The sequence below is a fragment of the Salinicoccus siamensis genome (assembly GCF_055391965.1).
Genome location: NZ_AP043765.1, coordinates 1,861,432 through 1,877,284, shown reverse-complemented (window position 1 = coordinate 1,877,284; position 15,853 = coordinate 1,861,432). Strand labels below are relative to the sequence as shown.

The 15,853-nt window shown below is 45.1% G+C and carries 20 protein-coding genes and 1 riboswitch; of the genes, 16 read left to right on the top strand and 4 right to left on the bottom strand.

Features of this window, described 5'->3' with window-relative positions:
- Positions 1 to 69 precede the first annotated feature (69 nt).
- On the top strand, positions 70 to 450 hold the full coding sequence (locus tag ACZ5LF_RS09610) for a YbgA family protein (RefSeq protein ID WP_380569972.1): 381 nt from the start codon (positions 70 to 72) through the stop codon (positions 448 to 450).
- 77 nt (positions 451 to 527) lie between these two features.
- The gene (locus ACZ5LF_RS09605) at positions 528 to 1,979 is read left to right on the top strand and encodes a Mur ligase family protein (RefSeq protein ID WP_380569971.1); all 1,452 of its coding nucleotides are present in this window, start codon (positions 528 to 530) and stop codon (positions 1,977 to 1,979) included.
- Between the two features lie 32 nt (positions 1,980 to 2,011).
- On the opposite strand, the gene ACZ5LF_RS09600 is transcribed toward ACZ5LF_RS09605, so the two are convergent.
- Positions 2,012 to 2,359 carry a DUF488 domain-containing protein gene (locus tag ACZ5LF_RS09600; RefSeq protein ID WP_380569970.1) on the bottom strand — a complete coding sequence of 116 codons (348 nt, stop codon included), beginning with the start codon at positions 2,357 to 2,359 and terminating at the stop codon, positions 2,012 to 2,014.
- A gap of 133 nt (positions 2,360 to 2,492) precedes the next feature.
- On the opposite strand from ACZ5LF_RS09600, the gene aroD reads away from it, so the two are divergent.
- Complete coding sequence (aroD, locus tag ACZ5LF_RS09595) at positions 2,493 to 3,245, top strand: type I 3-dehydroquinate dehydratase (RefSeq protein ID WP_380569969.1); 753 nt, start codon at positions 2,493 to 2,495, stop codon at positions 3,243 to 3,245.
- Positions 3,246 to 3,276: 31 nt separating this feature from the next.
- On the opposite strand, the gene ACZ5LF_RS09590 is transcribed toward aroD, so the two are convergent.
- Positions 3,277 to 3,594, bottom strand: a complete 318-nt coding sequence (locus ACZ5LF_RS09590) for a thioredoxin family protein (RefSeq protein WP_380569968.1) — start codon at positions 3,592 to 3,594, stop codon at positions 3,277 to 3,279.
- 127 nt (positions 3,595 to 3,721) lie between these two features.
- Between ACZ5LF_RS09590 and ACZ5LF_RS09585 the strand changes: the two genes are divergently transcribed.
- The 13 genes from ACZ5LF_RS09585 (at position 3,722) to sufB (ending at position 14,047) form a co-directional block, all read left to right on the top strand.
- A complete protein-coding gene (locus ACZ5LF_RS09585) occupies positions 3,722 to 4,084 on the top strand; it encodes a Spx/MgsR family RNA polymerase-binding regulatory protein (protein WP_380569967.1) in 363 nt (120 codons plus the stop codon).
- Positions 4,085 to 4,147: 63 nt separating this feature from the next.
- On the top strand, positions 4,148 to 4,528 hold the full coding sequence (gene gcvH, locus ACZ5LF_RS09580; protein WP_380569966.1) for a glycine cleavage system protein GcvH: 381 nt from the start codon (positions 4,148 to 4,150) through the stop codon (positions 4,526 to 4,528).
- 66 nt (positions 4,529 to 4,594) lie between these two features.
- Entirely contained in the window at positions 4,595 to 5,002 is a 408-nt protein-coding gene (locus ACZ5LF_RS09575; protein WP_380569965.1) for a toprim domain-containing protein, read from the top strand.
- Positions 4,953 to 5,270: a thioredoxin family protein gene (locus ACZ5LF_RS09570; RefSeq protein WP_380569964.1), complete on the top strand. Its 318-nt coding sequence runs from the start codon at positions 4,953 to 4,955 to the stop codon at positions 5,268 to 5,270. The genes ACZ5LF_RS09575 and ACZ5LF_RS09570 overlap by 50 nt, the downstream gene beginning before the upstream one ends.
- A 40-nt stretch (positions 5,271 to 5,310) precedes the next feature.
- A riboswitch (SAM riboswitch) is annotated at positions 5,311 to 5,410 on the top strand.
- A 74-nt stretch (positions 5,411 to 5,484) separates the two neighbouring features.
- Positions 5,485 to 6,507, top strand: a complete 1,023-nt coding sequence (locus ACZ5LF_RS09565; RefSeq protein ID WP_380570021.1) for a methionine ABC transporter ATP-binding protein — start codon at positions 5,485 to 5,487, stop codon at positions 6,505 to 6,507.
- Positions 6,504 to 7,196, top strand: coding sequence for a methionine ABC transporter permease (locus tag ACZ5LF_RS09560; RefSeq protein WP_380569963.1), 693 nt, complete (start codon positions 6,504 to 6,506; stop codon positions 7,194 to 7,196). The genes ACZ5LF_RS09565 and ACZ5LF_RS09560 overlap by 4 nt, the downstream gene beginning before the upstream one ends.
- Before the next feature lie 38 nt (positions 7,197 to 7,234).
- Positions 7,235 to 8,113: a MetQ/NlpA family ABC transporter substrate-binding protein gene (locus ACZ5LF_RS09555; RefSeq protein WP_380569962.1), complete on the top strand. Its 879-nt coding sequence runs from the start codon at positions 7,235 to 7,237 to the stop codon at positions 8,111 to 8,113.
- Positions 8,114 to 8,287: 174 nt separating this feature from the next.
- Positions 8,288 to 8,623, top strand: a complete 336-nt coding sequence (locus tag ACZ5LF_RS09550) for a DUF4870 domain-containing protein (RefSeq protein ID WP_380569961.1) — start codon at positions 8,288 to 8,290, stop codon at positions 8,621 to 8,623.
- A 218-nt stretch (positions 8,624 to 8,841) separates the two neighbouring features.
- A complete protein-coding gene (gene sufC / locus ACZ5LF_RS09545) occupies positions 8,842 to 9,627 on the top strand; it encodes a Fe-S cluster assembly ATPase SufC (protein ID WP_380569960.1) in 786 nt (261 codons plus the stop codon).
- Between the two features lie 15 nt (positions 9,628 to 9,642).
- On the top strand, positions 9,643 to 10,959 hold the full coding sequence (gene sufD / locus ACZ5LF_RS09540; RefSeq protein WP_380569959.1) for a Fe-S cluster assembly protein SufD: 1,317 nt from the start codon (positions 9,643 to 9,645) through the stop codon (positions 10,957 to 10,959).
- A 21-nt stretch (positions 10,960 to 10,980) separates the two neighbouring features.
- Positions 10,981 to 12,201 carry a cysteine desulfurase gene (locus ACZ5LF_RS09535; RefSeq protein ID WP_380569958.1) on the top strand — a complete coding sequence of 407 codons (1,221 nt, stop codon included), beginning with the start codon at positions 10,981 to 10,983 and terminating at the stop codon, positions 12,199 to 12,201.
- Positions 12,191 to 12,634, top strand: a complete 444-nt coding sequence (gene sufU, locus ACZ5LF_RS09530; RefSeq protein ID WP_380569957.1) for a Fe-S cluster assembly sulfur transfer protein SufU — start codon at positions 12,191 to 12,193, stop codon at positions 12,632 to 12,634. The genes ACZ5LF_RS09535 and sufU overlap by 11 nt, the downstream gene beginning before the upstream one ends.
- Before the next feature lie 15 nt (positions 12,635 to 12,649).
- Complete coding sequence (gene sufB, locus ACZ5LF_RS09525) at positions 12,650 to 14,047, top strand: Fe-S cluster assembly protein SufB (protein WP_380569956.1); 1,398 nt, start codon at positions 12,650 to 12,652, stop codon at positions 14,045 to 14,047.
- Between the two features lie 64 nt (positions 14,048 to 14,111).
- Here sufB and cyoE read toward each other — a convergent pair whose 3' ends face one another.
- On the bottom strand, positions 14,112 to 15,044 hold the full coding sequence (gene cyoE / locus ACZ5LF_RS09520; protein WP_380569955.1) for a heme o synthase: 933 nt from the start codon (positions 15,042 to 15,044) through the stop codon (positions 14,112 to 14,114).
- 144 nt (positions 15,045 to 15,188) lie between these two features.
- Positions 15,189 to 15,731: a M15 family metallopeptidase gene (locus ACZ5LF_RS09515; RefSeq protein ID WP_380569954.1), complete on the bottom strand. Its 543-nt coding sequence runs from the start codon at positions 15,729 to 15,731 to the stop codon at positions 15,189 to 15,191.
- Between the last annotated feature and the right edge of the window lie 122 nt (positions 15,732 to 15,853).

Genomic DNA, 15,853 nt, shown 5'->3' with positions numbered 1-15,853 from the left:
CATTTAAAAGCCTGTCAACTATATGTGGCAGGCTTTTATTTTTCCAAAATCTATGGAGGGTGATGCGTTATGAAGGAAAGGAGAGAAACCGAGCGGCTGTGGGCCCGTGAAAAATATCGGGTCATGTATCATAGCCAACAGCATTATGATCGTTTAAGGGAAGCATTAAAGAGAGATGCCGGAATTGCGGAAGTGAAGGGATTGATAGAAGACGCAATAGCCATCCCCCCGACCAAAGGGTCGATGATGAATGCATTCGACCACATTTGGGGATATTTCACAAAGGGGTGCACAAATGCAGAACGCGACCGCTATGCAAATATGAAACAGGAATTTAAGGCAGGCAATCTTCCTAAAGAAGAAATGCTGGACCATCTGAAGTCGTTGGCGGTTCTTCATCAACAGAAATATCTGCTTGATTCCACATTGCTGTTTCCAGCCCCCAATTGAGCAAATTCCGTTTATTGCCAATACGAAGTGGGGTATTGTTGTAAAATGAGTAAATAGGAAAGACAAAGGGGTCTTAGATGAAGATAAATGAAATAGTCGATGCTTTAGGGGGTCAATTGTTAAAAAGTATAAATATGGAGGATAGGGTGGAGAAGTCGGTTTCGGGGATTACATCAATGTACCAGGACATTGAACCGGGTCATGTATTCATGCTCAAAAACTCTGCAACTTCAGAGCATTATTTTGATGCTGCTTCAGCCAATGCTCCTGCCTTCATCATTACGGATTTTGAGGTCGGCCGTTTTGATGACAGAAACGTGCCTGTAGTATATGTCGAAGACTTCATGAAGGCCGCGAATAAGATGGCAGAATTTTTTTATGGTAAGTCTATAAAAAAACTTAAATATATAGCAGTCACTGGTACGAACGGAAAGACGACAGTCAGCCACTTCATCGGCAGGCTACTGTCCAACCTCGGTTGCAGAACGGCAACTGTGGGTACTCTTGGAATATTTGACGATGCCTATCAGAAAGTGCCGTTTCGACATACTACTCCAACCACACCAATGCATCTGGAGTTCGCTGAAATCATCAAACATTTCGCCGATCGTGACTATGACTACATCGTCTATGAAGCGACGTCAATCGCCCTGGAGCAGCGGCGTACTGATTTTATCTGGAATGATATGGCCATATTCAATAATTTCAGTCCGGAACACCTCGAATATCATGGAACTGTAGAGGAATATTTGGCAGCGAAGTTGAAATTGGCTCAACGGAGTACATGTATCATGGCGAATGCCGATGTACCGGAGTATGCTTCATTGACGCGCCAAGGGAGGCATTTTTCCAAGCTTGGAGGCGCCTATTATCATTATCGGACAGAGCCTGACCACATCAATCTAAACATCGGCGGATTGAGCTACACGGTTTCACCAGGATTCATTGGAGAACATAATTACATCAATCTGGCTACTGCTATCTTCGGACTTGTGGAGGCAGGTTTTTCAGCTGATGCTGTCATAGGCGCTTCAAGAGGCATCCAGGCACCGGTGCATCGGTTCGAAATGTTTTCAGAAGGGCGTTATGACTTCATCCTGGATTTTGCCCATACACCCGTCGCCATCAATGAGTCCATATCGAATGCGATGAAGTATGCAGAAGCAAAGGGCAAAAATCTGATGGTCATGGTGACGGGCATCGGATTAAGGGGGCAGGATAAAATCAAGAAGACTATGGAAATGGTGCCGCAAAATGTCCCTTGCCTTATCCTGGCAGCAGAGCAAGTCGGCTACGAAGATGAGGAAACGATTGTCCAGATGATGGAGAGGCACTTGCCGGAAAGCTACAAGGATATGGAAATAATCACCGCGTTCTCAAGGCAGGAAGGTATTGTGCAGGCGATTGAACATGCAGGAGAGGATACCCTGATTCTATTGACAGGGATCAACGAGCCCCAGAATTACCGGGGCGCCATGGTGGCGCATGATGATCGGGAGTTCATTTCAAAATATATCAGCGGGAAGTAGAATAAAAAAAGATAGACCCTCCATTGAAGGGCCTATCGCATATTTTCTACGTATTCCTTGATGACTTCAGCCTGATTGTACTGTGTGTCCTTTGCGCTGTACAGCAGGGTGACATTATGACCATCACTTTCTTCCCGGAGTGTTTCGAGAAGCTCTTTGTGTTCTTTGAGTTCTTTGAAGTAATCTTGCTTGAATGTCTCCCATTTTTCCGGGTCGTGGTTGAACCACTTCCGAAGGTCATTTGAAGGAGCGAGTGATCTGTACCATTCATCATGGTCGAGATCTTCTTTTTTGATGCCCCTTGGCCACACTCCATCGACCAGAATGCGTTTTCCATCCTGGGAGGAAGAATCGTCATACACCCTTTTTGTTTTCAACATGATATCACCTCATTATGATCGTGCCCTTTATTGTATGGGGGCAAACAAATAAAAAATGAAATGGATATATAATTGAAATTTTTATGCATTTTATTTAATGTATAGGTAAATGAAGATAACGTGGGGGATTACTATGAATATTAAAGGTGTAGATATCGGAGCGGGCATGCCGAAGGTGGTTGTATCCTTCTCGGGTAATTCAAAGGAAATGATTGATGAAGAAATGGAAGCGGCAAGGATGAATACCAGTGCATTCGATATCCTTGAAATCAGGAGCGATGCATTTGATGCGTTGAGCCGTGAAGACCATATAGAAATGGTCGAATATATTACGAGCCATATGGCCGGGTATCCGATCATCTATACGTACCGGACATTGAAAGAAGGGGGGAAAGGCCAAAAGACGGCAGCTGAATATGAATCATTGCTTGCTGATGTGATGGAACGTTGCAGCATCGACATGGTGGATATTGAATTTTTCATGTATGAAGACATCATCGATAACCTCGTCGCGCGCGCAAAATCCAAGGAGATAGGCGTCATCCTCAGTCAGCACGATTTTCAGGACACTCCCCACTTTGACGAAATGATGGCAACATATCGAGATATGCTCGAAAGTGGCGGAGACATTTTAAAGCTGGCCTACCAACCGGCCGGGGGGCGTGACGTCCTCAGCATATTGAGTGCCGTCCATGATGCCCGTCAACAGTTTGATTGCCGGGTGGTCGGCATCGCAATGGGGGAGCTTGGAAAGATTACCAGGGTAGCCGGCGGAGTATTCGGTTCATGCCTGACCTACGGTTATATACTTCACAAAGCTGCACCTGGACAAATCCTTGCAGAGGATTTGAAGGAAAACCTTGGGTTGTTTGAGGAAGGTAAATAGAAAAAGTGCCGCAGAAGGGCACTTTACTTGATCATATGTTTGATTTCAGGAATTCCTGGACGGATTCAGGTGACTTGGCATCTGCAGAATGCAGGTGGGCGAGCTTCTTGCCGTTCTGGAAAACGAGCAGGCTCGGAATCCCCATGACATCATTCTCATCCGCAGCTTCGGGCACATCGTCACGATTCAGTTCATACCACTCAACATGGTTGTATTCTTCCAGGATGGGATCGATGAACATGTTCATGCGCGTACAGTCCGGGCACCAGTCTGCGAAAAACTTGATGATGATCTTATCATCACCTTGAATCTTTTGGCTGTAGTCATCATATGCAGTAATCGGCTTCATAATCTTACTCCTTTATATATCGATATGTTTCAGTCTACCATCTTTTTTTATAATATGAAAATATGCCAGACCCCAACATCCATGGAAAACTTGAAGAATCACCTTATAATTAAACTGGAGGAAATTGATGACTATATTATATGGGTATCCAAAATGTACGACTTGCCGTAAGGCCAAAAACTTCCTGAAAGAGAATGACATTCCTTTTGAGGACATCGATATCGTGAAAACCCCTCCATCCGGAGAAGAAATATCAGAGATGGCCAAGAAATCCGGAAGAAGTTTGGATGAATTCTTTAATTCACGTGGAAAAAAGTTCAAGGAACTGGAACTTAAGACACGTCTTGATACTTTATCCGACAATGAGAAGCTTGGCTTGCTGGAAGCTGACGGGCTGCTTATAAAACGACCGTTGCTCTATCGCGAAGAAACCGTACTGCTCGGTTTTAAAGAGGCAGAGTATAGGAGAACCTTTGATACGAATGATTAACCTTGCTTAAATGGCAAAGTATGTGAGAATATATATGTGTATAAGAAAAAGGAGGTTTTTATTGTGGCATCACCAAAAGAATTCAAGTATTCAGAAGATCACGAATGGGTCAAGGTGGAAGATGGCAAGGTAACACTCGGCATCACTGAGTTTGCACAATCAGAACTCGGGGACATCGTATTCGTCGAGCTCCCTGCTGAAGGTGACGATATTACAGTTGGGGAATCATTCGGTAGCGTAGAATCAGTTAAGACCGTATCTGAATTATATGCGCCGGTAAGTGGTACAGTAGTAAAAATAAATGAAGAGCTGGAAGATAGCCCTGAACTCGTCAATGAATCTCCTTATGAAGAGGCCTGGATGCTTGTTGTCGAACTTTCCGACGATTCACAGGTCGATAAGCTGATGGATGCGGATGCTTATGATGAAATGGTGGACGCATAGAATACTTGAACTCTGGACATTGTCCAGAGTTTTTTTAAAATCTATCATGGACCAGAGGTGATGGCTATGCATGTTTCTGATAAGATACTCATTGTAGAGGGAAAAACAGATAAGCACCGCATCGAAGAAGTACTGGTGGAGCCTGTACATATAATATGTACGCATGGTACCATGGGAATCTCCAAATTGGATGAAATCCTGGAAGAATCAAATGGTTCTGAGGTCTATATCCTGACCGATTCAGACAGGGAAGGCAGAAAGATCAGACAGTGGTTCAAAAGGCACATTAGTGAGGGCACGCACGTTTATATAGATTCTAACTATGGTGAAGTGAGCCGGTGTCCCCTCGATTATCTTGCGATGCTGCTCGCCCATCATGGATTTTACGTCGATGAAAGACTGCTCATGAAAGGTAAGTTCGAAAATGAAGAAATCCTCCGAAAAAATCGATATAATCAGCCATATTCAAGCTGAAGACACCTTTATCCTGTACTGCTATGCGCCAATCTGCGCCAATTGCAGGATTGCTGAGAAGATGCTGGATGTAGTAGCGGAGATGAAAAGTTTTTCCTATACAGCAGTGGACCTGAATTATGAAAAGGAATTGATTGAAAAATATCAGATCCGTTCTGCACCCGCACTCCTCCTTTTTAAAAATGGGAAGTTGAAGGAAGAAATCTATGCATTTCAATCCGTCCCCCATTTAACTGAAAAATTAGAAGAATTTTTTGTTGACGCCTAGACCGACTGGTGCTATCATGGTTAACAATCGAATAACAAGACTCTTATCAAGAGTGGTGGAGGGAAGTGCCCTATGAAGCCACGGCAACCGTCATTATGACAAGGTGCTAATTCACTAGATCCTAGGATCGAAGATGAGAGGCTGCGGATGATACCAGAAGCCTACTCATTTTTTGAGTAGGCTTTCTTATTTTTATAGGCAGGAGTGGAGCATGATGATAGATATAAAAAAAGCGACCAAGACATTTAAGACTAAAGCCGCAGATATAAAAGCAGTGGATGAGGTAGATCTGCATGTCCGTCAGGGCGAGATATTTGGGGTGATAGGCTACTCCGGGGCTGGGAAGTCCACACTGATCCGGCTGCTCAACGGTCTGGAACGGCCAACTTCAGGTGACGTGGTGATCAGCGGAGATACCCTTACTTCGATGACACGCCCTGCACTTCGGAAAAAACGCCAGAAAGTTTCTATGATTTTTCAGCATTTCAATCTTCTCTGGTCTAGGACGGTCGCTGAAAACATCAGTTTTCCGCTTGAAATTGCCGGTGTGCCTAAAAAGGAGCGTGAGAAGAGAGTCGCTGAACTGATTGCTCTGGTCGGATTGACGGGACGAGAAGACAATCATCCGAGCCAATTGTCTGGAGGCCAGAAGCAACGGGTGGGGATCGCCCGCGCATTATCCAATCGGCCCGAAGTGTTGCTGTGCGATGAGGCGACAAGCGCGCTCGATCCGGAAACGACCGATGAGGTGTTGGATCTGCTGATCAGGATTCGGGATGAAATGGACTTGACTATTGTTCTGATTACCCATGAAATGCATGTGATCCGTAAAATCTGTGATAGAGGCGCTGTCATGGAGAACGGCAAGGTAGTCGAAACAGGACCGATCATAAAATTGTTCCAGAATCCTGAACATAGCGTGACGAAACGATTTGTCAAAGACGATATCAATGATGAAGAATCAGCACTGTCTTTTGAAGAGGTGAAAGAAATGTTCCCAGCTTCAAAGGTTCTGAAGCTTGGATTTGTCGGGTCCCAGTCCAGGGCGCCGATCGTTTCCCAAGTCATCAAAAAATACAACTTGGACTTGAACATATTGTCTGGCAACATCAAGCGGACCAACAACGAGTCCTACGGGCACCTCTACGTTGCCATAGAAGCGGACGAAGAGAAGTTGGGACTTCTTGGTGAGGAGCTTGCCGAGCACGATGTAACAGTGGAGGTGGAGCAGCAATGATGAATTTTGTGGCAGCATTCCAGGAAATGCTCTCTTTTGAGAATGTCAGGTGGGGGAATGTGTGGACAGCTACACAGGAAACCCTCTATATGACGGTAGTTTCAACCGCGTTCACCTTCATCTTCGGCCTGATGCTAGGCATCATACTCTTCTTGTCATCCAAGAAAGAGCATGCAGCAAGTGCGCCGATCTATGGCGTAACGGCTTTCCTCGTCAATTTGTTCAGGGCCATACCGTTCATCATATTAATCATATTGCTGATACCATTCACTAAAGTGTTGATGGGCACCATCATGGGCTCCCAAGGTGCCTTGCCGGCATTGATCATTGGGGCGTCCCCCTTCTATGCAAGACTTGTGGAAATAGCACTGAAAGAGATTGACAAAGGTGTCATCGAAGCAGCGGAGTCCATGGGGGCAGGCACTTGGACAATCATCAGGAAAGTGCTCCTGCCGGAGTCTCTGCCGGCATTGATATCAGGAATCACAGTCACGGCGATCATGCTGGTCGGGTCCACTGCGATTGCAGGAGTCATCGGAGCCGGCGGGCTGGGCAACCTTGCCTACATGGTCGGTTTCACCAGAAGCCAGAGCGATGTCACTCTGGTCGCAACGATAATAATATTGGCGATCGTTTTTATCATCCAGTTCATTGGAGACTTCACCGCCAAAACTGTGGATAAAAGATAGCCCTCATTATAAATACAATTGGAAAGTAGGAATTGATCATGAAAAAATATCTATTGTTTTTTACCCTGTTGGCATTTGCAGTTCTCCTGACAGCATGCGGTGGTTCCAAAGATGCCGTTTCAGATGACAGCGAGGAAAGTGCAGAGAATGCTGAAACAAGTGAAAACGAAGAAACTGAAGAGGCTGGCGGAAAACTCTCGATAGCCGCTTCTCCCGCCCCACATGCCGAAATTCTTGAAAAGGCAGCCAGCCTGCTTGAATCAGAAGGAATCGAACTTGATATTTCAATCGTCAATGACTACACTACCCCAAACCGTCTTTTAGCGGATGAGGAAGTCGATGCAAACTACTTTCAGCACACACCGTACCTTAAAACGGAAAAAGAATCCCACGATTATGATCTAGAAAGTGCAGGGAATGTCCATATAGAACCTATGGCCGTCTATTCGAAAGACTATGATGCCCTAGAAGACTTACCAGATGGCGCAACCATCCTTGTTTCCAACAACCCGGCTGAAGAGGGACGTTTCCTGTCATTCTTTGTAGATGCAGGATTGATCGAAATCGAAGAAGGCATCGATATCGAAGATGCAACATTTGATGACATCACCAAAAATGAAAAGAATTTCGAATTCAACAACCAGACAGCACCAGAACTGTTGGTTGAAATGTACAATAATAATGAAGCACCCGCAGTAATCATCAATTCGAATTTTGCGCTTGACGGAGGCTTGAATCCAGTGGATGATTCAATCGCCATTGAAGAGGGTGACTCTCCATATGCAAACCTGGTGGCAGTACGTTCAGGGGATGCAGAACGCGATGATATAAAGAAATTGATTAAAGTGCTGCAAGGAGAAGAAATCAAACAATATATTGAAGACAACTATGAAGGAGCAGTGATTCCGGCAGAATAAACACAGACGCGGCAGCATAGACTGTCGTTTTTTTAATTGAGAAAATACCCTGCTCATTTTCAATGGAAAGCTTTTTATGAAGCAGAAACATGTATAAAGCATATGATGTTACATATATTAAGAATAAGGGTAAAAGTATACTGAATAAAATACGCTCTACAGGGAGGGGTAAAAATGAACGGTGAAGAAAAGGGAGTATTCGACAAATCCATCGTCATGGTTTCATTTCTAGTCGCGGCTTTTACAGCAGTAATCGGCCCGATCATCCTATGGGTCCTGAAGAAGGATGAGGATGAAGCGACGGGAGAGGCATTGAGGGTAGTTGCCAACTTCGGTCTTTCATACACGATCTATATGTTTGTAGCCTGGTTGACATCATTCATCCTGATTGGTCTGATCCTAGGCCCTATTTTGACCATCGCATTCTATGTATTCATCGTAATCGGGGCCATTAAAGCAAATGAAGGGGAAATCTACAAGCCGCCATTCACCTTGGACATCATAAAATAGAAGTCGTTCTGCTTATTCCCCACGATCCGCATCGGTCGTGGGGGATATTTTTGCCCATATGCATGTTTGGGAGGGTGCAAAGGTTTAAAGTCGGGTAAGTTTACGTTATAATATAGGAGTATTGGAAAACCCTTGCTAGTCTTTGACTATTAATTGGAATTATTATAAACTAGTAAGGAGAAATAAATTATAAAATAATCTGTTGGAGGGTAATATAAATGGCATCTGTTCTAGAAATCAAGGACCTGCATGTTGAAATCGAAGGTAAGGAAATTCTCAAAGGTGTGGATCTTGTATTGAAGCAAGGTGAAATCCACGCTGTAATGGGGCCAAACGGTACAGGTAAATCCACGCTTGCCCAGGCGATCATGGGCCACCCAAGGTATGAAGTGACTCAAGGCGAGGTACTCCTTGATGGTGAAAACGTACTTGAGATGGAAGTGGACGAACGTGCCCAGGCAGGCCTTTTCCTCGGCATGCAGTATCCATCCGAGATTTCCGGTGTGACCAACTCCGATTTCCTGCGTTCTGCAATCAATGCCCAACGTGAAGAGGGCGATGAAATCAATTTGATGCAGTTCATCAAAAAATTGGACAAAAACATGAACCATCTAGAGATGGACCTGGACATGTCCACACGCTACCTTAACGAAGGTTTCTCCGGCGGTGAGAAAAAACGCAACGAAATCCTTCAGCTCATGATGCTGCAACCGAAATTCGGCATCCTGGATGAAATAGACTCCGGTCTTGATATCGATGCATTGAAGATTGTATCTAAAGGCATCAACGAAATGCGTGGAGAAAACTTCGGTGCTTTGATCATCACACACTATCAGCGCCTATTGAACTACATCGAACCAGATAATGTTCATGTAATGATGCAAGGCCGTATCGTCAAGTCAGGCGGCGCGGAGCTGTCGAAACGTCTTGAGGAAGAGGGTTACGACTGGATCAAGGAAGAACTCGGCATCGAAGATGAAACAATTGCTGCAGACGCAGAATAAGACAGGAGGATGACCATGGCTACTGATTTGAATGAATATGTTATCAATGCTGATGAAGTTCTTTCACGTGCAAAGGAACGCGGTGAGTCTGAACTGCTGATCAGCAAGAAGAAAGAAGCACTCGATAAGATTGAAACGCTTGAAATGCCAAAACCGGACAAGACCAAAATCAACAGGTGGGACTTCTTCACGAACTCGAAGCCGGTAGTGGACAGTGATGTCTATGGTTCACTTGAAGAGCTGCCTGAATCAGTCAAAAACCTTCTGGACAAGGAACACACTAAAAACATCTATGTCCAGCACAATAATACCCCTGCCTACCTCCAGGTTTCTGACGAACTGCTCGATCAGGGCGTCATTGTAGAAAATATAATTGAAGCGAGCGAGAACCATAGGGAACTCGTAGAAAAGTACTTTATGACCGAAGGGGTCAAAATAGATGAACACAAACTCGCGGCTTACCATGCAGCAATGTTGAATGGCGGTCTGTTTGTGTACATTCCAAAGAATGTTCAGGTGAAAGACCCTGTGCAGATGGTAGTCCTCCATGATGATGAATCAGCCTCCCTCTTCAACCACGTACTGATTGTGGCGGATGAAGGCTCGGAACTGACCTATGTTGAAAACTACCTGTCTACAGTCGAACATTCCAATGAACAGTTCAACATCATTTCTGAAGTCATCGCTAAAGATAATGCCAAAATCACGTACGGTGCAGTCGATTTCCTGCCTGAAGGGTTTACAGGCTACAACAACCGTCGTGGTGTAGCTGGAAGAGATGCATATATAGATTGGGCATTGGGCCAGATGAATGACTCCAACGTCATTATAGATAACACGACCTACTTGATGGGAGACAACTCAAAATCAGATCTGAAGACTGTTGTCGTTGGCCGCGGAGAACAGATACTGAACTTCACTTCGCAGATCATCCATTACGGCAAAGACTCAGAGGGCCATATATTGAAGCATGGCGTAATGAAAGATAGTGCAACAAGCATATTCAACGGCATAGGGTACATCAAGCATGGCGCATCACGCAGTGATGCACAGCAGGAATCAAGGGTGCTTATGCTGAGTGAACGTGCAAGGGGTGACGCGAACCCGATCCTCCTGATAGATGAAGACGATGTTACTGCAGGCCACGCGGCATCTGTCGGCCGTGTAGATCCGCTTCAGATGTTCTACCTCATGAGCCGTGGCATTTCCAGAAGGGAAGCTGAAAGGCTCGTCATCCACGGTTTCCTGGATCCAGTCGTACGCGCCTTGCCGATAGAATCCGTCAAGAACCAGCTCAGGGATGTTATTGAATTGAAAGTACTTTCAAAATAAGCTTTAAAGGGGTTTTCCCGAATGAACGTGAATGATATCAGAAAGGATTTCCCAATCCTTGATCAGCAGGTCAACGGCAAAGACCTCATCTACCTGGATACATCAGCGACAAGTCAGACACCATTGGTTGTCATCGATGCGATGACCGAATATTACCAGTCATATAACTCGAATGTTCATCGGGGTGTCCATACACTTGGGACTCATGCAACTGAAGGTTATGAACAGGCCAGGATGAAAGTGAAATCCTTCATCAATGCCAAACGGTTCGAAGAGATTGTTTTCACTAGAGGCACGACTGCAGCAATCAATCTTGTAGCACGGAGCTTCGGTGATATGATCATTGAACCGGGTGATGAAATTGTAGTGACTGAAATGGAACACCACGCTAATATTGTCCCATGGCAGGAGCTCGCAAAGCGGACAGGGGCTGAACTGAACTTCATCCCGATGGAAGCGGACGGCACATTGACTAAAGACAGCATCGAAGCTACTATCGGCGATAAGACGAAGATTGTCGCAGTCACCCATGTGTCCAATGTGTTGGGGACGATCAACGACATCAAAAGCATCGCTGAAACGGCTCATAATAACGGTGCCTATATTGTAGTTGATGGTGCGCAGGCAGTGCCCCATATGACAGTTGATGTACAGGATCTGGATGTTGACTTCTATGCGTTCAGCGGGCATAAGATGCTTGGTCCAACCGGCATCGGCGTCCTTTACGGCAAAAGTGAACTCCTTGACGAAATGCCGCCTATAGAATATGGTGGCGATATGATCGATTTCGTCGATCTCAGAACATCCACTTGGACAGATTTACCTGTAAAATTCGAAGCCGGTACGCCAATGATTGCTGAAGCGATTGGTTTGGCGGCTGCTATCGACTATATAAGGGAAATCGGTCCGGAAACGATTCTGGCTCATGAAAAAGAACTTGCAGACTACGCCCTTTCGCAGATGAAGTCATTGGAGGGCATAGAAATCTATGGTCCGGATTCCCGTGCCGGGTTGATTACATTCAACTTGACCGATGTGCATCCACATGATCTTGCGACCGCCCTTGATTCAGAGGGGATTGCAGTCAGAGCGGGACACCATTGTGCACAGCCACTCATGAAATGGCTGGGCGTATCGTCTACAGCACGCGCGAGTTTCTATATATACAACACGAAAGAAGAGATTGACAGCTTGATCGAAAGCCTTAAGCGTACGAAGGAGTTTTTCTCTTATGAATTTTAATAACCTGAATCAACTATACCGGTCAGTCATAATGGACCACTATAAGAACCCACGCAACAAAGGGGTCATTGAAAACGGTACAATGACGGTAGACATGAACAACCCGACATGCGGAGACCGCATTCGCCTGACGTTGAACGTCGTCGATGAAATAGTCGAGGATGTCAAGTTTGACGGCGAGGGCTGTTCCATTTCAATGGCCAGTGCGTCTATGATGACTGAATCGATCACCGGTAAAAATATTAATGAAGCACTTGCCATGGGGGATGAATTCAGCAAGATGATGTTGGGTGAAGACTATGATATCACTGAAGATATGGGGGATATCGAAGCGCTGTCCGGAGTCACCCAATTCCCGGCACGCATCAAATGTGCCACACTATCTTGGAAGGCCCTTGAAAAAGGTGTCAAATCCTCTGACAGCAAACTATGAGAAGGAGTGAGTTGAATGGCTAAACAAGAGCTAGAAATGGAAGATTATAAATATGGTTTCCATGATGAAGATGTCTCCATTTTCCGTTCGGACCGCGGTTTGACAGAAGAAATAGTAAGAGAGATTTCGAACATGAAAGAAGAACCGCAATGGATGCTGGACTTCCGTCTCAAATCATTGGAACATTTCTATAGGATGCCAATGCCGACATGGGGCGGAGACCTTTCAGAATTGAACTTTGATGAAATCACGTACTACGTGAAACCATCTGAACAGTCAGAGCGTTCATGGGACGAAGTTCCAGAAGAAATCAAGCGTACTTTCGATAAACTTGGTATCCCAGAAGCAGAACAGAAATACCTTGCGGGTGTTTCTGCACAGTATGAATCAGAAGTGGTCTACCACAATATGGAGCAGGACCTGGAAGATAAAGGTGTAATCTTTAAAGATACAGATTCTGCCCTCCGTGAAAACGAAGAACTCTTCAAGGAATATTGGGCGACAGTTGTCCCTCCAACAGACAACAAATTTTCGGCACTCAACTCTGCAGTATGGTCAGGTGGTTCATTCATCTATTGTCCACCAGGCGTCAAACTCGATACGCCACTCCAGGCTTATTTCAGAATCAACTCTGAAAATATGGGACAGTTTGAACGCACCCTGATCATCTGTGACGAAGGGTCGAGCGTCCACTATGTAGAAGGGTGTACAGCGCCTGTCTATACGACGAACTCCCTGCACTCAGCTGTTGTTGAGATCATCGTCAAAAAAGATGCCTACTGCCGTTATACTACAATCCAGAACTGGGCTAACAACGTGTATAACCTTGTTACAAAACGTACATTCGTCGATGCCAATGGCACGATGGAATGGGTAGATGGCAACATTGGATCCAAGATCACGATGAAGTATCCATCAATCTTCCTAAAAGGCGAAGGCTCACGTGGAATGACGCTCTCCATCGCGCTTGCAGGTAAAGGTCAACTGCAGGACGCCGGAGCTAAGATGATTCACCTGGCACCTAACACATCATCTACAATCGTTTCCAAATCGATTGCAAAACAGGGTGGTAAAGTGTCTTACCGTGGCCAAGTCCACTTTGGAAGGAAAGCCACTGGTGCACGTTCCAACATCGAGTGTGACACACTCATCATGGATAACGAGTCCACCTCAGATACAATTCCTTACAACGAGATCCTGAACGATAACATCTCCCTCGAGCATGAGGCTAAAGTTTCCAAAGTTTCCGAAGAGCAGCTCTTCTACTTGATGAGCCGCGGAATTGGAGAAGAGGAAGCGACAGAGATGATCGTCATGGGCTTCATCGAACCATTCACGAAAGAACTGCCTATGGAATATGCAGTTGAGATGAACCGTCTGATTTCATTCGAAATGGAAGGTTCCATCGGTTAATACCAATAACAATTCAAAAAAGCCTTATCACATCGGTGATAAGGCTTTTTGTTATGCAAATTTCTTAGACGAAAGGCTGCACCAACGGAGAAGTGAGGATAATCATCATGAGCAATATCAGGACAAGATAGAGGATGGAGTAGCGGAGGTTCATCTTAGCCCAGATCTTCTTATCTTCTGATACATTCCCCCGAGAAGCGATGAAAATCCAATAGAAGGTCAGTATTGCTGTCGATATGGAGAAAAGCCATCCCATCGAATCGAGAAGGATAACGGGGAAGGGCAGGAGCAGAATGACATATACCACAATCTGTCTGATGGTGGCATCCACCCCCCGCACTACCGGCAGCATCGGTACGCCAGCGCGTGAGTAATCAGCTAATCTTCTTATGGCGATGGCATAAGTATGTGGAATCTGCCAGATGAGCAAGAGATAGAACAATGCCAACGGTACAATATGGTAGGCGGGGGCGATTACAGCCCAGCCTATCATTGGGGTGAAGGCACCTGAAATGCTGCCGACGATCGTGTTCATCGTGTATCTGCGTTTCGACCAGAATGTATAAAGCACAACATAGAAGAACCAGCCGGCAAACGAATAGATGAAGGCTTCAGCCGTTGTAGCAGACATGATGGCCAAACCAAGTAGAGTGGAAATGATACCCGACCATAGGACTGCTTTTAATGTAAAAGCACCTGTCACAGTTGGTCTGTTTTGTGTCCTGGCCATTACGCGATCCAAATCTGCTTCATACCAATTGTTGAGCATCAACGCGCCCGAAATGACAAGCGTACTGCCAATCATCATCAGAAAAAATATGCCCAGATGATCTATGAAATGTTCTCCATTGAAGTATAGCGCGAGCCAATATGCAGTAAAAACAGGGAGCACATTAGCCAGAAGCACTTTACCTTTAAGCAGATATTTCAGATCAGAAAAAAAGGAGAGGAGCTGGTATGTATAGCTCCGATCTTTTATTAATGTTTTATCTTCCAAACAAGTTCCCTCGCAAATAATATATTGATGACCTTCCATACCATTATAACAGCAACCACCATTGGAAGGATGGACATACGCTCTCCATATTACCAAATACAGTACAAAAAAAGAAAGCATGGTTACATGCTTTCTTCAATATCATTAGAATAGATAATGGTTGCCATTGATCAGATTATGGATGGAATATCCAAAGTCCATCTGGAGATGCGGGTAATCCTTGAAAGATTCCCAGTCCCCGCCCCAGGTGAACCCGAGGTTTTTAGCAATCTGTGCGACCTCGAACCAATCCGGGTAGCCGTTGCCATTGCCGTCATATTCTAAATCCCAGATGACATCATGACCGACTTCCAGCGCGAAATCGACCGCCAAACCATAATTGTGGTAGGATTCCCCGGCCTGGGCATTAGTCACTATGTAGCCTGCTGTAGTACGTCCCTGCGCGTAGAGTCTGTCCTGCTCTTCAAATGACCGGAAACCGTCTGTAAAGCGTATGTTGATGCCGCGTGCAGCAGCGTGCTGCCTCAATAGCTCTGCGTGCTCTGCAACTACTGGATGCAAGCCTTGAGGTTGTCTTGTTTCCTGCCACTGTTCAGCAGATGCTGTTGATGGGGCGCTAAGTAAAAATGCAGTGATGGTAAAAAGTGACGCAATCGCAAATGACAAAGATCTGATGCCTTTTCTCATAAAAGTGTAATTCTCCTTTGTTTAGTTGTTTATCCTTTCTTACGTTAACATAGTGATTGGAGATTTCAATGTATTCTGATAAATTATATAGAATTGTAATGAAAATGTAATGGTAGCTGAAA

What these genes read in the sequence shown, in the direction of transcription:
- ACZ5LF_RS09515 (WP_380569954.1), bottom strand. Translation starts at nt 15,731, where the DNA reads ATGAGAAAAGGCATCAGATCTTTGTCATTTGCGATTGCGTCACTTTTT.
- sufB (WP_380569956.1), top strand. Translation starts at nt 12,650, where the DNA reads ATGGCTAAACAAGAGCTAGAAATGGAAGATTATAAATATGGTTTCCAT.
- ACZ5LF_RS09585 (WP_380569967.1), top strand. Translation starts at nt 3,722, where the DNA reads ATGACTATATTATATGGGTATCCAAAATGTACGACTTGCCGTAAGGCC.
- ACZ5LF_RS09605 (WP_380569971.1), top strand. Translation starts at nt 528, where the DNA reads ATGAAGATAAATGAAATAGTCGATGCTTTAGGGGGTCAATTGTTAAAA.
- ACZ5LF_RS09550 (WP_380569961.1), top strand. Translation starts at nt 8,288, where the DNA reads ATGAACGGTGAAGAAAAGGGAGTATTCGACAAATCCATCGTCATGGTT.
- sufC (WP_380569960.1), top strand. Translation starts at nt 8,842, where the DNA reads ATGGCATCTGTTCTAGAAATCAAGGACCTGCATGTTGAAATCGAAGGT.
- ACZ5LF_RS09610 (WP_380569972.1), top strand. Translation starts at nt 70, where the DNA reads ATGAAGGAAAGGAGAGAAACCGAGCGGCTGTGGGCCCGTGAAAAATAT.
- sufU (WP_380569957.1), top strand. Translation starts at nt 12,191, where the DNA reads ATGAATTTTAATAACCTGAATCAACTATACCGGTCAGTCATAATGGAC.
- ACZ5LF_RS09555 (WP_380569962.1), top strand. Translation starts at nt 7,235, where the DNA reads ATGAAAAAATATCTATTGTTTTTTACCCTGTTGGCATTTGCAGTTCTC.
- ACZ5LF_RS09560 (WP_380569963.1), top strand. Translation starts at nt 6,504, where the DNA reads ATGATGAATTTTGTGGCAGCATTCCAGGAAATGCTCTCTTTTGAGAAT.
- aroD (WP_380569969.1), top strand. Translation starts at nt 2,493, where the DNA reads ATGAATATTAAAGGTGTAGATATCGGAGCGGGCATGCCGAAGGTGGTT.
- ACZ5LF_RS09575 (WP_380569965.1), top strand. Translation starts at nt 4,595, where the DNA reads ATGCATGTTTCTGATAAGATACTCATTGTAGAGGGAAAAACAGATAAG.
- sufD (WP_380569959.1), top strand. Translation starts at nt 9,643, where the DNA reads ATGGCTACTGATTTGAATGAATATGTTATCAATGCTGATGAAGTTCTT.
- ACZ5LF_RS09590 (WP_380569968.1), bottom strand. Translation starts at nt 3,594, where the DNA reads ATGAAGCCGATTACTGCATATGATGACTACAGCCAAAAGATTCAAGGT.
- ACZ5LF_RS09535 (WP_380569958.1), top strand. Translation starts at nt 10,981, where the DNA reads ATGAACGTGAATGATATCAGAAAGGATTTCCCAATCCTTGATCAGCAG.
- ACZ5LF_RS09600 (WP_380569970.1), bottom strand. Translation starts at nt 2,359, where the DNA reads ATGTTGAAAACAAAAAGGGTGTATGACGATTCTTCCTCCCAGGATGGA.
- ACZ5LF_RS09565 (WP_380570021.1), top strand. Translation starts at nt 5,485, where the DNA reads ATGATAGATATAAAAAAAGCGACCAAGACATTTAAGACTAAAGCCGCA.
- ACZ5LF_RS09570 (WP_380569964.1), top strand. Translation starts at nt 4,953, where the DNA reads ATGAAGAAATCCTCCGAAAAAATCGATATAATCAGCCATATTCAAGCT.